The sequence below is a fragment of the Gammaproteobacteria bacterium genome, from assembly GCA_019911805.1.
Classification (GTDB): Bacteria; Pseudomonadota; Gammaproteobacteria; order Thiohalobacterales; family Thiohalobacteraceae; genus JAHJQQ01.
This window is the reverse complement of record JAIOJV010000105.1, coordinates 1-15,745: the sequence shown is the minus strand read 5'-3', so window position 1 is coordinate 15,745 and position 15,745 is coordinate 1. Positions and strand designations below refer to the sequence as shown.

Sequence of the window (15,745 nt, the reverse complement as noted above, 5' to 3'; positions counted from 1 at the left end):
GAAGCCACGTGGCGGTTCCTCATCGACTACAACGAGCACCGCGAGCACGACGCACTCAACGGCATGACACCCATCGAGTACCGCAATCTATCCGCCAGATGTTCTACTTCTGAAATGTCCGCTTGACGGGGGAGCTTACGGATCCATACGGATTACCGCCAACATCCACGCCTGCCGGACTGTCGGAGATCATGGGCAAACCGGTTGCCGGATTGATCCATGGGCCCGAGCTTTCATGCCCGAAGATCTCATCCAATTGTCGATCAGCGGGATGCCGATGCATCGGAAGCGTCTCGTCGTCAAACCCGTACAGATTGCCCTCGATATCGAAACCGCCAGAACTACCGTGAAGCATGGGCAAGCCGGTCGCAGGGTTGATCGCGTAGTCGTGACCCGAATCAGGCTGTTCTGATACCGGTCCGGGCGTCAGATCCTCAGGTGTACGACTGGACCCGTGATCCAGCCGCTCGCCACCGAGCTTCGACAGCCCCACCGCGCCAATGACGAGAATCGCAAAAGCAAACAGGACTTCCACGCGCAAGCCCTCGTGATCCGTTCTAGATCGACACTACTGCAGGCCAGTCTCACGAATCAAGACACGAGCAGGGAGAACTCGACGCAAGACCCGGCTGGCAGCAATCATGAAACCGCTACCGCGTCGCACAGGCCGTGCCCCACGTCCCGCGTCCGCTATGCGATGGTGCTCCGCCACGTTCATGTAGTGGACCATCCTGACCAGCGCGAACCAGCGCCGTCGGATTTCAGCTGCTTCCGCTTCGATCTTGGCAACCAGCTCCACTTCGTCCGGATGTGCCCTCGCGACCAAGGCCGTCGTAACACTTTCGCAGTTCCACAATCGCGGCGGCCGAATCCTTGCCCAGCGGTCGCGCTTCCGCACCGCACCACACCACACCATCCTAGGTACAAGTAGCCGGCGCTCCGGCTCCAATCAAGGCAGAGCCGAACTCTGTTTGGACGAATGAGCGCTTCTCCGCCTGGCCCACGGATCGCAATGGAGAGCAAGTGCCGCTCCTGTCTCGCCTTGGCCTTGAGTGCCAGCGCCTGACCTGCGTACTCATCAGCCAGAATCCTGGCCTCTCGCCGAGCCGAAACGAACGACGCCAAGCCAATGCTTCTGCACCTCTCATCACCAACTCCGGCTGAGAATGGGATGGTGCAGTACGGCCCATAGCCGGAATTCGGCATCCAGCCAAACCTCGAGCTATCATTCGCCGCGCCATGATCAGCAGCACATGGCGCATCTACAACATGACATCGTGAACTATCCGCGTTCTCCATCGCCTCGATCTTTATACGAACCTGCACAAGAATTGTCAGATGGAGATCGGATCCGCAACTGCACAATGTTCTTGCTGTCCAGTCACTTGTCTCTTCAGAGAACCCAGAAGGCGCCAGAGGATGCCATGTGATTCTTTGCATGGGTCGACTTGTCGTTCCGAATTCGCCATTACTGATCCCCGGACAACAGTCCAATGCGCGATCAACGCTGGATTCGACTCACCATGAGGTACCTCTTGGCACGCGTGGCCGCGACATGCAGCAAGCAACGCTCGCTGGTCAAGTTGTCCAGCATGACCCCAGCGTCCTCCTCCTCGCCGTACTCCTTGGCGTAATGTTCCGGCGTGCGATAGCCGGCCAGGATCACGGCGTCGAACTCAAGCCCTTTGACGCGATGCATGGTGGCGACGCGCACACCGGCCTTGTCCTGATCATCTGGCGTGCCTCGATCAAGCTTGAGTGTCTCCCGTCCCGTCGAATGCAACCATTGGGCGTACTCGTTCGCCTCTGCGTTGGTTCGCGTGACCAGGCAGACGCTACGCATCGGGATGCCGTCGGCCTTCAATCGATCGATCGCCGCTTCGATCACGGATCGTTCCTCGGCACGTGATGCGCTGTTCACCGACTCGGGCATGGGGCCATGCGAAAGGGACTGGTAGCCAACAAGCGCATCTGGCTGCCCATCCAGGTCATCGATCGTGCAGTTGGCCAGCTGGGCGACCGCCCACTTCCTGATCTCGTCGGTGGTTCGGTAGTTCACGCGTAGCTTGCGCCCCCGGCCGCGGATGTCGATCCCTACCCGCGACAGCGCCACCTTGTGACGGTAGATCCGCTGGTGCGCGTCACCGACGATGAACAGGTCGTTCGGCCCTTCCGGTACCGCGGCACGCAGCAGGGCCAAGGCCTGCGGGCTCAGGTCCTGCGCCTCGTCGACGACGATCGAACGGATACCCAGCGAGGTGCCCTCGCGCTTCAAGATCGCCAGCGCATCGCGATACGCCTCTTCCGGCTCCCGGAGATTGGCGCTCCTGAGTTGTGCCCGGTACTCGGCGAACACCGGCCACAGCGCGCGGCGCGCGGAACGGCTCAACTGACGGCCCCGTCCCACGCGACTGGCGCGCAGGTAGTCGTCCACCGACTCACAGCCCTGCGGCAGGATCACCCGTTCGAACTCCGCCTGATAGAACGGATCCGGGTATGGCTCGCCATCCGGCTTGCGAGTCAATGCACGGGTCCACAGTTCGCGGCGCTTTGCACCGTCAAACAACAGCTCGTGCCGATAGCCCGCACGACGCAGCACCGACAGTGCCCACTGGTCGATGTTCGCCACTTCGATCCTGTCCCGTTCCGCGGGCGTGGTGATGGAGGCGACCTGCGAACGGATGTCGTCCGCCAAGGTCCGGGTGTAGGTGGTGAACAACACCGGCTTGCCGGGCACGTCTGCCAGCTTGCGCGCCAGCCAGACCGCCCGGTGCATGGCTGCCACAGTCTTGCCGGTGCCCGCACCCCCCAGTACGCGGACCGGGCCGTTCCAGTCGCGTTCGACCAGCTTTCGCTGCGAGGGATGCAGGAACACGCGCCAGCGCGCCAGTGGCTCTGCGAGGATGGCTTCCAGATCCAGGTCGTCGGTGATCACCAGGAAGTGGCGCTTGCTGCCATCGCGCTCGAGCGCGCCAGCGAAATCCTCGGTATCCACCTGGGCCGGTGCTTCTCGCTCGCGCACTAGAGATTCATACGACTCGCCGGCAGCAAACAGGTACAGCGCCTCGAACGCATCATCGGGCAGGCCAGTATGACTGGCCTCGAGCTGCTCAACTGTGACGATCGAGCGGACACGCTGCACCAGCTCCTGCGGCACGCCAAGTCGGAGCAGCTCACGATCCTTCAGGCTTGCAAAGAGGTCTTCCTGTGCCGCCCGGGTTCCCTCGGGCGCAACGACCTCGCCACGGCTGGATTCCAGCACCTGGATCGTGCCGACCTCGGGGTGGATCGCGACCTTGTGCCGACGCGCCCAGTCGTAGGCGTCGTCGTGCTTGTCGACCCACAGCAGGCAATAGACATCGCCTTGGTCAGGCTTGAGCACGATGCCCCGGTAATCGATGCCGATCCGGACCGAGCGCATGCGCGGGTCGGCCGCATCGTTGATCTTCTCGTAGTTGATCCCGGGCGACATCGGGTTCTGCCGGAATGTCGCCATGAACTTCACGACCGACTGCTGGCGATCGCGCGGGATCGCCGCGAACGCCCGCAGGAAATCGTCGGAAAGCGCTACCTTGACCATCTTCTGCATCGTCGTTCCCTGCTCATCACTGCTTCAACAAGCCGGCGAGGTCGCCAACACCCATTCCCTGGTCCAACACCCTCACCCGCCATCCAGCGGCTTCGAACACATCCCGGCCTACATCGTCGATCAACAGCGCCACCTTTCGATCGGGCCAGGCAAGCTCTGCCTGTGCAACCACCCTGTCCGCGTCGTCCAGGAGTTCGTAACCCACGGTCGGACAGTCGACAGCAGCCTCCATGGCGACCTGCAACACCCCTTGGGCTTCAGGCAGCACGTCGGCCATGGCCGCCTCCCATTCGGGAGTCATGTCACCAAGCTTCCGGTAGGCTGGCGCGGCTTCCAGGGAACCAAGGAATGCACCGGAGTCCGCGGACATCCAGGTGTTGGCCAGTGGCAACAGTAGGTTGGCCGCATGCCACCACTGCTGCCAGAAACGGCGGCGCTGACCATCGTCAAGCGTCGGCACATCCGCCCAGCACAGGACCACCAGTGGTTGTCGCTCACGTGATCCAGGCTTGGCCGCGAACTGCTGCAACTCGCTGCGCCGCATCTGGACGCCCAGACCGATCTGCCCTGGTTCCGACATCCAGCATCGCCCGAGGTCGGCACCTTCCGGCCATGCGAAGCCCTTCACTGCCTGCAGCGCGAGCACGGCCGGAGAATCAAGGAGCGGCTGGAAGGTCGGGGCGGCCAGTGGCTGGGCGCCAAGGCGCAGCGCCAACACCGCGGCAAGCCTGACCATCGCGTCATCCGTGGCAGCCAGCCGCCCGGAGATGCGTGCATGTAGTTGTTCGAAAGCGGTCAGCGCATGGAACGACCGCAAAGCATCAGCATCGAGCAAGGTGTAGGTCGGCCCCGAATCCCGGCCGGCACCGGAGGGCGGCAACGCCTGCGCCCAAAGCGTCTCCGGCACAGCACCCCCTGGCTCAAGGGCGGCCGTGATGTCATCGGAGGTCAGCGACCAGACGCTGAACTTGCCGCTCCTGGCCACCGCCATCCGCTTGGCGATGTCGTCGCCCATCCGATCTTTGTGGAAACGCCAACCATCCAAAAACACCGCGACGGGCAGGATGTCGTCGATGTTCTGCGGCCACAGCACGAAATCCGGCTTGCATGGGATGACAACGCCTCGATCCGGTCCCAGCTCGACCTGCGGTTCCACCATCCATATGCGATCTCCGGCCTGCAGCAAGTAGCCCGGTTTTCCGCGAACGACCTCGTCACGCACCTCTAACCGCGCCGCGCCGCCAGCAGACTTGCGACGGAGCGCTTCGACAAAGCGACGCTCCAGCTCGCTGTCGAACAGACTGTTCTTCGCCACCACATCGCCGATCGTCGCAACAGGCTTCAGCTCGGCCTGGTGCGCAAGGATCTCCTGGAGCAGGCCCGCCGCGGTGCGCCGCGAGACATGCTTGCGCTCCGAGCTGTTGTGATAGCCGTAGAGGCAGCGATAGCAGCCATCACGTTTCTCATCAGCAGCACAGCTGCAGCCCTGCAGACCCACAAGCGCCAAGCGCAGCACTTCGAACAGCGGCGCAGAATCGCGCATCAGCTCCTTCAGATAGCCGGTGCCACCGGGGACGCTGTCGTAGATCACCAGGTACTGCCGTGGCGACTCTTCCCCCTGGGCCAGGCGGACATCACGGGCAATGCGCAGGTGGTCGACAGACCCCCGGAATCGCTGCTCCAGCCCCATCTGCAGCGCGGCGATGAAGGAATGGACGCTCGAGTCCGAACCGCCGAAGCGCGACTCCGGCAGGTACAGCCGGATGCCCTCGCTGTCGAACTCGCGGTAGAGGAACACGCATTCCTGGACGGCCTGCGTTTCCTCCTTGCGCTTGGAGCAGTACAGCGCGTGATTCTTCCAGGCATCCTCCCGGCGCCGATTGCGCTGCAAGGTCCCGCATTCGGCACAGATCCGGAAGCCCGGCTTGCGGGTATCGTTGCCGGCAATCTGGATCGGCTCACCGTCGCCGGTCTGCTGGCCGAAGTTCACTTCGCGGAACTGCACCCGCTCCAGGAACTCGAACGCAAAGGGAAAGCTGTCGTCCTCCACCGCCCAGGCCTGCCGTACGGCACCTGGAGGCACGTCCAGCAAGGCCTGGCGAACATAGAATTTGCGGTCGCGGTCATCGGCGTCATCGCCAATCCGGCTGTTGCTGTCATAGGTACGGGCATACACCTTGCTCAGGCGCAGCATGGTCTGCACGCGCCCGGCATCGCTCCACATGGGGTCGGCGCACCGGGGGCATGCGTTCAGCGGTTCGGCGGCCGCCTCTGGTTCGCTGTACGAACAGCTGCGGCAGAAGCGCCACTTTTGCGGCTTGTCACGGGCGACGTCGACCTGCTCGATAGTGACCTTGCGCCCTTCCGCATAGAACACGCTCTCGGGTGCCAGCTCGGTGATGGCACTGGCCCCGGGGCGTTCGTACTCGAACGTCAACACCCGCTGCTCGGCCGATGCGGCCACCTTCTTGTCATCGCGGATGATCACCGAATGCAGCAGCACGCCCTGCTCGGGGAACGCATAGTTGGGCAACAGGCCCTCGTCGGTCAGGAACTGCAGCGTGTCGCGCGAGTCGATGCCGGCCAGCAACCGGGTCAACGCGGCCTTCTCCACCTTGAGCTCCTGCAACTCCTCGTCATCCGACGTTCCACGCGCATCCAGCCCATCAATGCGGGCGATCTCTGCCTCGACCCGGGCCCGCCGGCGCTTCAGGTCATCCACGTCGCGGATTACCGCGAACATCCGGTTGAGCACCTTCCAAGGCAAGGACCCGGTATCCATGGAGCCACCCTCGACGAAGCGCCGCAGGTAGTCTTCGCTTTCCCTGCTCAGTGACGCGCTCCCCTGTCTGAACAGTTCGATGAAGCCATCGATCAGCATGGCCTGGTTCTGATGCAGGTAATCCAGCCAGGGATGTGGAAATTTCGACTGCGTCTGGTTGCGGACCGCGGAGAGCACGTCGCCAAGACGAGGCGGAATCTTTGCTGCTTCGCCGCGATCCCGCACCCAGTTGTCCAGCGAAAACGCAGCCAACTGACGCTCCAGCACGGCAGAAGCATTGAGGAACACACCTGGTGAATCAACATGTCCGGCCAGCATCTCGCGTGGATTGGCCCAGAAGTACAGATCGTGAGGACGGCCTGTGGCTACGGTTCCCATGAACGCATTGCCGGTCTTGCGGCCGGCACGACCTGCCCGTTGCAGGTAGTTGGCTTGCGCTGGCGGCACCGAGCACATCAACACGGCCGACAGATCGCCGATGTCGATACCCATTTCCAGCGTTGGCGTGGCCGACAGCACGTTGACCTTGCCGCTCTTGAAGTCGGCTTCGACCTGTTCGCGCATGGCGCGATCCAGCAAGCCAGTGTGCTCACGCGCGCGGATCCGATGCACGTCGGCGGCGAGATACAGTTCGCGGTAGAACGAGGGCAGCCCATCGGTGTGCAGCCGATAGTGACCCCTGCACGCCAGACGACGGCAGGGCGTGCCGTCCAAGCCGGCCTCGAGCTGGTCCATGACGGCGTTGCGACAGTGGTCGCAGCGCCATTCCGCCGCCGCATCCAGCAAGCGCAACGCCTGTGGCCGCAAGCCCCATACCCATGTACCCGCACGCTCGGATTCCAGCGCTTCAGTGACACCGGCATCGGCCAGCGCCTGCAGCGCGATGCGGTAGACATCGGCCAGTACCGAATCGTCAATCAAGGCCGCTCTGGCCAGGCCTTCGAGGGACTTGAACGCCCAGTCGCGATAGAAGCCGGCGTTCTCGCCCGTCACCGGATCGCAATCGTTGTAGGGCAGCAGCGACAGGAAGCGTGGCCGGCGCGGCGTCTTCAGCATCGCGTACTCGGCAGGATTGTTGGCCCGATAGACGAAAATGTTGCAACCGTGGCGCGCATAGGCCTGCAGGAACTCGTCCCACACCGCGCCCACGCGCCGCATGCGCGCCAGCAGCCCTTGCAGGAACACCCCAGCTTCGCCATCGGTCACCGCCCGCAGCGCATCGACCTTCGCACGCCATGTGGCCGCGGCAACTGACACCGCGGCTGCGAGCGCCTCTGCATCAACCACGGCCGCCGCCGTCCGCGTACGCGGCAAGGTGCGCCCCACATGGGCGTCCTGGGCGAACTCGCCCAGCATCGCCCAGGTCAGGCCACGCCGGACCAGCTGCTGCAGGTAGTTCCCCTCGGGCAGCACATCCTCGTGCAGCAGCTTGTCGTAGTCGCGCAGCCAGGCGATGGACGGCGGCAGGAAGGCCTTGATGTAGTTCTTCTCGCCCAACCGGGTCTGCCACTGTGACTCGAACACGCCAGGAAGCGTGGCTAAGGTCAGCGGCGCGCCGTTGGCCACCGCGTCGTGGATGACCTGTGCCATCGCCGGCCGCAGGTTCAACCGCCAGGTCCTGGCCTCAAAGAAGCCGGCACGGTGTGCCGCGTCCTGCACCGAATCGGAGAACGCGATCAGCTTCTTGTCGTCGTTGTACGGGCTGCCGAACAGCTGCCCCACACTCACGCTCGCTAGGCTGGCCGCCTGCGCGCCGACAATGGTCAGCGTGCGGTCGCCGTCGCAGTACGGACAATCGTGGTGCGACTTGGTGAAGGGCGCGCCATTGCGCCGGCCCTGGCGTTGGTTGGCGGCGAGGTCGATTGCCAACAGCGACTTCGATCCGCAGTGATTGCAATCCTTGGCGTCGCGGAGATTGAGCGTGCCGCATTCACAACACGCCTGCCTGCGCTCCAGCTGTTTTGGATCGATGGGCGTCTCGCCCATGGCCGGGAACAGGAAACGCGTCCCGAGATCCAGCCCGAAGAATGCGCTGTAAAAACCCTGCAGATCACTCTTGAGACGATTTCGGTCGGTGGCACTGACCACGGCGCCCCAGCCCATGGCATGGCAGTCTCGGCAGTGGATCAAGGGCAGATATACGCCGGCATCGCTGCCGGCCAGATCGTCCGAGTGCACCAGCCGGGGCTGGCCGGACAAGCTCGCGACCATGCGACGCAATTCGCGCAACCACAACTCTACGCGTGCCGACAGGAACGGTCGGCGACGGCCACTGTCGTCTACGGATTCTGCCGCATGCGACACCAGCGCCAGCAAACTCAGTAGCCAACGGCGAGGATAGTCTGCCGGCGCCGCATCGCGATCACGCAGGCGGCCACAGATGGCGTCCTCCAGATCCGCCAGCGCGACGGCCCTGCTGCCAAGGCGATGCAGGTCGCGCAGCAGGTTCTGGAAGGCAACGTGCTGCTTCAGCTGCGTGCCCAGGCGGGCCTGAAACTGGACGTCCTGCACGTCCACCTTGCCGTCGGTGTCGAACCAGAGTGCGTACTGCACGGCAATGTAGCCATTTGCATCGCCCTTGCCCGGTGCCAGCCGCTCGTAGTCGGCGGCTGTGGGCATGCGCATGAACTCAACCGCATCGTTGGCCAGATACTCGGCGACCGATTCGCGGTCCTCACCGATCACCGCGCGGTCATCGAAGACTTCGCCGAACACGTCACCGGCAAATGCAAGCAGACGTTCCTGCCCATCCGTTCCCAGCGTGGCCGAGGTGCCCACGCAGGCCAATGCGCCCGGTGGCGTGCGCAGGCGTGCCTTGAGCCGGCGGATCAGGCAGGCCAGGTCGGTGCCCTGCGCACCATCGAAGGTATGCAGCTCGTCCACCACCAGGAAGCGCAGCGTGTCCGGTGCGTTATGTCGCCACAACACGGAGTCGCGGGCACGGATCAGCAGGAAGTCGAGCATCTTGTAGTTGGTCAACAGGATGTCCGGCGGTTCTTCCCGCAGGCGGTCGCGCTCGGTGATCACCGTGTAACGGCCATCGTCGAGCTGACGCACCGTGGTGCTTTTCTCGCCCGGTTCATCGCCCACGTACAGGCCCGCGCTGATGCCGGCGAAGGCTTGGCGCGACAGAATCTCTTTGGCCAGTCGACTGGCCTGGTCGGTGGCCAGCGCGTTCATCGGGTAGATCAGGATCGCCTTGATGCCGCGCTTGCCTGCGGCCCGCTGCTGCCGGCAGTGCTCCAGCACCGGGTAGAGAAAGCACTCGGTCTTGCCCGAGCCGGTACCGGTCGCGATCAGGGTTGACCTGGGCGCATCGCCCACCAGCCGCTCGAACGCGCGGGCCTGGTGCGCGTGCGGGACGAAACCAGCCTCCAGCCAGTCGAACACCGGCTTGCCTGCGTACTTGCGGAACGGCAGACCGATGCTGACGTACGGCCCCTGCACCAGTTTGCCCGGCGCAGAGAGAAAGTCCATCATCACGGTTTCAAATCCGGGCGTGGTGGCCGGGAACGTCGTCGCCAAGAAGTCCGCGACTCCCTGGCGCACCTGTTCGGCAACGATCAAGGGCTGCATGTCATGGGCTCTCTGTTTCTTGTTGGAAACCCGGGTACACGAATGCCCCGGCGATCCGGTCGCAATCGGTCTCACTGACCCCGGCGGCACGCACGGTGGCGAGCCATTGCGCCTGCACCATCTCACGCATCGCTTCGACCAGCGCCGCCGCATCGCCAGGGCGTAGCCCGAAGCGTGTCGCCTGCGAGAGCAGGTTCTGCACGGTGGCCGCACGACCGAAGTCGCCAACCGTCAACGCCAGATCGCGACGCTCGATGCTGACCTGCGGATTGGGCGTCAAATCGTAGGCAGGCGCCAGCTGCCAGTGGCGATCCCGCGCCAGCAAGGCGTGGTTGCGCGGGTGATCGTCGTTGTTGGAGATCAGGGCGTTGAAGCACATTCGCCGGAACAATTCCTGCACGTCCTTCCCGGCCTCAAGGCAGGCACGCCGCACTTCCTCGGCCAGCAATAAATACGACCAGCGCGGTCGATCCTGATAGCCCTCGTCCGCGCGCAGCAAACTCAAGCCGCTGACCATGCGGTGGCGAAAGTATCCCTGCCCGGCCTTGTCACGATCGAAACGGCGCACCAGCAGCACGTCGCGCCCACCGACTGATACGACCTTGCTCTGCGCCACGTCCAGGCCACAACGAGCCGCCAGGCGCAGCATGGCGTGTTCCACTCGCGCCATGTTCCAGCGATCGTCCTTGAGGTTGAACTTGGCCAGCCACAGCGCCCCGTCATCCTCGACCACCACCTTCGGGCGCGCACCGCCCATCGAGGTGCCGGCACGCATCAACTCGGCGACCTGCATCGCCGTGACATTCGTGCCTGCTGCCTCGTCAAGCAGGGCCTGCGCAATCTGTTGCAGCTTCGCCAGCGCCAGAGTCTGGTTGTACTCGCGGCGCGGCGCCGGCGGCTGCACGTTCAAGCCAAAGCCCAACGCGCCGGCGCGATCATCGGCCGACTCCAGCAGATAGCCCAATTCATCCGTTGGTGGCTTGCCGGCGTGGCGTTCGATCACCAGCCGGCCCCAGTAATCCGGCCCGGCGTCGCGCAGCACGCCGAACACGCCCTTGTGATGCGAGGTCCGGTACTCGCGTTCGCCCAAACGCAGCTCGACCGGATCGAACTCAACCGCATCGTCGCGCTCAAGGTAGCGACGGCCATACACGAAGCGCCCGACCGGCACTCCGTCACGGCCGGCTTCCAACTCGAACCGGCCCGCGGTGACCGCTTCCTCCTGCCCAGGCAAGGTGATGTAGACGAAGCATTCGCTCATGGCCGGTCTGCCTCGTCCTCAAAAGTCATTGTCGAGCCGGCGCCGCGGCCGGGCACGCGCGCGGCGGTCGGCCAGTGCATGGCCAACCTCGTCCGTGCCCGGCGCCGCCAGCGGCTCGACCTGTTGCAGCAGGTCATAGGCCCACAGCAGTGCAAAGTAGGTGGCGATGGCGGTGGCAGGCTTGCCTTTCTCGGCATCGGCCACCGCGCGCGGCCCGGTGCCGATTTTCTCCGCCACCTGGACCACGGTGAGATTGCGCCGTAGGCGCGCCGACTTCAGGTTCGCGCCCAGCCGCTGCAGCGCGGTCTCCACCTCCAGTGGGGGCGTGGCACGCAGGAGATTGGCTTTTGTCATATGCCTTAAAGCACCAATAAACAGACGTTGAGTGCGTTATAAGGCCAACTCCATAGAAGGACAAGGCCCCCCGTCGCATATCGCCCCTGAAGGCACAGGTCGAGGTCTGCAGTTGTAGGCCCTACTCGATCATCGTCCGGTCTGTCGGTCAGTCTCTGGAAAATGGCTGAAAGACGGTTTGGTGATCTTCCCACCAATCAGCAAACGCTCTCGATCTCGCCACGCAGTGCGCTTGCGTCCCGCATATATTGCTTCAGCGCGTCTATTTCAGACGACGTCTCCTCCGATGAACTGCGGATCTTGTCCAGCACAGCATTGATCTCATCCACAGGCATCTCATATGCCTCCTTGAATATCAGGGTCACGTCTTCTTTGAACTCATCACGGATTCTTGAAGCGTAATCGCGAAATCCACTGCGGATCTCTCGCCTGACCTTCAGCACATCCTTGGCATGTTCGCTCTGCCGATAGTCATCGCAGGCCTGCAGCCCCAAACCAACTACAGCTAGCGCCGGACCCAAGAACTTGGCCCCTTTACCAATCTTGTCGGCAATCTTGACCGCCTCCCACGCCTTGAACTTGTACCCAATAAATTCACCAATTCCCTTCACCGAAGTATGCAGCGTACTGCCGGACACCGACTTCAATCCTGTCTTCGTTGCATCTCCTACAGCGTTGGCAGCAAGCCAAGAAAGTCCTTTTTGTGACGTATCGAGCACACCCCTGTTGAATGCAGTATCCAATTTCACCGGATTGGCGACATGAGCGAACTCGCCCGGGCGTGAGCGCGACAGCTTGTCGACGTTCAATTCCGTATTGGCTTCAAGCGCTTGCCGCACTTTACTTGCCAACGGGGAGTTCAGGATCTGCCCGTGCGCATCTTCAAGGTCGGCCTGCGACTGTGCCAAGGCAGCCTGAATTTGCGCCTGCGCTTCTTTGCACAGCTCAAGGCTCTGCCTTACGGCAGCCTCCTGCGCTACTTCGAACTGCTCCTGATCAACGTCGAGTGTATCGGCGAGCCTATTGCCCTGCTCGATGATGCCGGCACTCATCGCATCGAGCGCGGCATCAATCTTGCTGGAGAGTTCATGGTGGCTGGACTGATATGCACGGCGAACCTGCTTAAGCAAGCCATTCAGACCCTCCTGTGCCGGATCCGTTACAACCATCGCGTCAAGCTTTGCCTCAAGCGCCGCCTGCAATTGCGAAAGCGGCGTGGTCAATCGCCCGTACAAGCCTCGCTCGGCGACAAATGCGTCAATGGCCTGCGCCAATCCAGTCCGATTGGACTGCTCGATGAGTTCGCTTCGCTCGTGTTCGTCATCCTCATCCAGTCCATCGAAGTAGGATTGAGCATCGGTGAAGATGATCGGGAAATCTTCGGGAATCAGAGGCTCCACGACCTGCGCGATAGCGACGAGCTTGGTTTCGCGATCAGCCGCATCGTTCTCTGACTTGTTGACCACGATCATCATCTCTTTCGCGCGCCCCCGTTTGAAGCACAAGTCGCGAAACGCGGCTCCCACAACGTCGTCGAACAGCTCGTTGGTGATCACGTAGACCAGAAGATCCGCGCTCGCAATCGCCTCAAGCGCGACCTGATCGTGCTGCTCGCACTGGCCGGCGAGGATGCCAGGCGTATCCCAGATATTGAGCGCCTTGTAGTGGTACTGGGTGACGCGATCGGTTGTCACTCCTGCACCGATTTTAATGCCTTCAATGCCCGTCAACATCTTGATCAGAGAAGACTTGCCGGCACTGTACTGTCCAGCAAAGGCCAGATTGAGAGGGGCGACCCCAGCTCCTCGGCCCGCTCCTTCCGTCGCACTACAAATGACGGCATCCGCACCCAGAACACTTGAGGCGCGCCGGCAAAACTCTTGAACCTTTTCCCGCAGTACGTTGTATGCCAGATCCTGCATTTCAGTCCTTTAGATTGCGAAAATTTCAATATTTGTCGAGCAGAGTCCGGCTGCCATCTGGATCCTTCGGTGCGACTTGCCAAGCACCTTGCCCATATTGTCTTTTTTTACCTGCAGCACAACATTGCCATCATGGTCAACGTCGATCCTCTCCACCAAACCGCGGTAAAGAAACGCGACCTTGCTCTCCATACTGCCATCCCTCACCGCGAGAACCTTCTCACCAAGCGCCGCACCTATTTTGGTGAGCAGACTCAGGCTCTTGGGTTGCTCAGACGTCAGGAAATAGCAGGCGTAGCCGGGGGCGCGCACGATTTTCTTCATCCGCGGCAATGCGAAATGTTGCCCTGTCACAACCGCAGCCACTTGGTGAAGCAGCCGGTGGTTGATGTCGTGCCGCAACTGCTCCAATTCACGCTCGGCCCGATCCAGCGTATCCAGAAATGCCGTCAGCGACACACACAGCTGCTGCAGCCTGGCCTCCACGGGGACAATGGTGCCCAGGTGAACTTGCTCCTCAAACCAGTCCAACAGGCTCTTCTTGATCTTGTCCTTGTTCTTCTCGATGTCGTCTGTGATAGAAGCACGCTGCCCACGTTTGGCCTCTGCGAGCTTCTTGGCCCGACTATCGGAGAGCCAAGAAAAAATTCCAAACAGAAGGCCCAGGCCAGCAAATGCCCAGCCAACCGGATTCCAGGAGTTTGCAAACGCAATCGCCCCGATGACGCCAGAAATCGCGGAACCCCATCCATTGATGCGTTTGTAGTCGGTTTTACTGAAGTGACTAGCCTTGCATTCCACGTCGAGTGCATACTCGAGATCAAGACTTTCCTTCAGTTCGCGATGAAATTCCTCAAGCTCGTGGACTACATCATCCATGACCGCTTGTGCCGTACGGCCGATGCGGCTTTCGATCGAATAGCGTTTGACATGGCTATCCCACGCTGCTGCCGCATGCTTGTCCTCGATGTGGTCGTCGACGAAACCAGCAACCGAATCGACCAATAGCTTGAACGCCTTGTCTACCTCACTCGCGATCAAAGCCGGCGCATCACGTAGTTTCTTTTGTTTCCATGAACTCACCCGAACTAGGGAGTTCTCGTACTCTTTCATCAGCGAGGCTATCTTGCCCCGCTGATCACCGATCAGTGCTTCCTGCTGGTCGATATGGTGGAGTGCAGAGTCCAGAAATGTCTGTATGCGCCGAACCGGGCCATTACAAGACACTTCGGCTTGCAGGGCGGCAAGCAAGGTGTCCAACTGGCTGAACTGATGCAGCTTCTCCCCCTCTTCGCCAAGGGTTTTGGTGGCCAGGAATGCCGCCTGCGCATGAATCTGGATGATTGTGATCGCATCAGTCCGCATCCCGGCACGGGCCGCCAGTTTTTCAAGTCGATCCCGATGGCCCGCAATGTCGTCAGCCTTGTAGACATACTTGCCCGGATCCCGAAGGGCGCGACGTCGGTTACCTTCGTTCTCCAAGTCCTTCTTCATGTTCAGGACAAAGATCAATGGCTTGTTGAGCCTTTGCACATAAAGAAGCTCGGAAAATGTCGACTCCTGGATGCTGTCGCTGTTGAGCATGAACAGCACGACATCCGAGCGCTCAAGGATCTCGTGGGCAATCTGCGCATCTTCTTCGCCGTTATAGGCACCGAAGCCGGGCGTGTCGATGATCCTGAGGTTGTTCCATTCATACTCACGCACATCGCGGGTAGTGCGCTGCGCACCCTTGCCGATTGTCGCGCCATTGCCTCGCGTAATGGCCTCTCGAATCGTGCTTTTACCGGCCATGGTGCGACCGAACAACATCACGTTGAAGTGGCAAAGGCCGCGCTTGTGCTTGGTTAAATTACGCTTTCGCTTGGCCTTCAGCTCCGAATATTCGTCACCGAGCGTGTCCAGCATGTCCTGCAGAGAATCACGCTGTGCGTGCTTTCGGGACATGGCTTTCCCGCCGACCACCACCGCCGCCCTCAGCTCCTTCTTCAGGGCAGCAACTATCTTGTCGCACCGTGCAAAATATAGTCCAACGCAATCGAATTCCTGGTGTGCAATGCGCGAACAGGCAGCCAACGCCTGCTGGTACTGATCTTGTACAGCCATCAATGCAGCTCCTTCTGCTGCTGCTCAAAAAACGCCCACGCGGTGCGGTAATCATCCTCGCGGCTGGCGGTCGCAAAGGGTGCGACGTATTCGATGACGCGTTGGTGCGGGCCGTCGGGGAGGGTGTCGTCGGTGACGGGGCGGCGGATGCGGGT

General features: G+C 61.8%; 7 protein-coding genes. All 7 read right to left on the bottom strand.

From position 1 onward, the window contains the following. Nucleotides 1-103: 103 nt before the first annotated feature. The 7 genes from K8I04_13400 to K8I04_13370 all read right to left on the bottom strand — a co-directional run bounded on the left by K8I04_13400 (nt 104) and on the right by K8I04_13370 (nt 15,590). Nucleotides 104-535: a hypothetical protein gene (locus K8I04_13400; protein MBZ0072707.1), complete on the bottom strand. Its 432-nt coding sequence runs from the start codon at nt 533-535 to the stop codon at nt 104-106. Between the two features lie 966 nt (nt 536-1,501). Continuing rightward, entirely contained in the window at nt 1,502-3,589 is a 2,088-nt protein-coding gene (locus K8I04_13395) for an AAA family ATPase (GenBank protein ID MBZ0072706.1), read from the bottom strand. A 16-nt stretch (nt 3,590-3,605) separates the two neighbouring features. After that, nucleotides 3,606-9,947 (bottom strand): DEAD/DEAH box helicase, encoded by a 6,342-nt coding sequence (locus K8I04_13390; protein ID MBZ0072705.1) that lies wholly within the window; start codon nt 9,945-9,947, stop codon nt 3,606-3,608. Between the two features lies 1 nt (nt 9,948). Next, nucleotides 9,949-11,208, bottom strand: coding sequence for a type II toxin-antitoxin system HipA family toxin (locus K8I04_13385; GenBank protein MBZ0072704.1), 1,260 nt, complete (start codon nt 11,206-11,208; stop codon nt 9,949-9,951). Between the two features lie 18 nt (nt 11,209-11,226). Further along, complete coding sequence (locus K8I04_13380; protein ID MBZ0072703.1) at nt 11,227-11,562, bottom strand: helix-turn-helix domain-containing protein; 336 nt, start codon at nt 11,560-11,562, stop codon at nt 11,227-11,229. A gap of 197 nt (nt 11,563-11,759) precedes the next feature. Continuing rightward, nucleotides 11,760-13,484: a 50S ribosome-binding GTPase gene (locus tag K8I04_13375; protein ID MBZ0072702.1), complete on the bottom strand. Its 1,725-nt coding sequence runs from the start codon at nt 13,482-13,484 to the stop codon at nt 11,760-11,762. A gap of 9 nt (nt 13,485-13,493) precedes the next feature. After that, complete coding sequence (locus K8I04_13370; GenBank protein ID MBZ0072701.1) at nt 13,494-15,590, bottom strand: 50S ribosome-binding GTPase; 2,097 nt, start codon at nt 15,588-15,590, stop codon at nt 13,494-13,496. Between the last annotated feature and the right edge of the window lie 155 nt (nt 15,591-15,745).

Excerpts from the sequence above, each read along its gene's own strand:
- K8I04_13395 (MBZ0072706.1), bottom strand. The coding sequence starts at position 3,589 with ATGCAGAAGATGGTCAAGGTAGCGCTTTCCGACGATTTCCTGCGGGCG.
- K8I04_13390 (MBZ0072705.1), bottom strand. The coding sequence starts at position 9,947 with ATGCAGCCCTTGATCGTTGCCGAACAGGTGCGCCAGGGAGTCGCGGAC.
- K8I04_13385 (MBZ0072704.1), bottom strand. The coding sequence starts at position 11,208 with ATGAGCGAATGCTTCGTCTACATCACCTTGCCTGGGCAGGAGGAAGCG.
- K8I04_13380 (MBZ0072703.1), bottom strand. The coding sequence starts at position 11,562 with ATGACAAAAGCCAATCTCCTGCGTGCCACGCCCCCACTGGAGGTGGAG.
- K8I04_13375 (MBZ0072702.1), bottom strand. The coding sequence starts at position 13,484 with ATGCAGGATCTGGCATACAACGTACTGCGGGAAAAGGTTCAAGAGTTT.
- K8I04_13370 (MBZ0072701.1), bottom strand. The coding sequence starts at position 15,590 with ATGGCTGTACAAGATCAGTACCAGCAGGCGTTGGCTGCCTGTTCGCGC.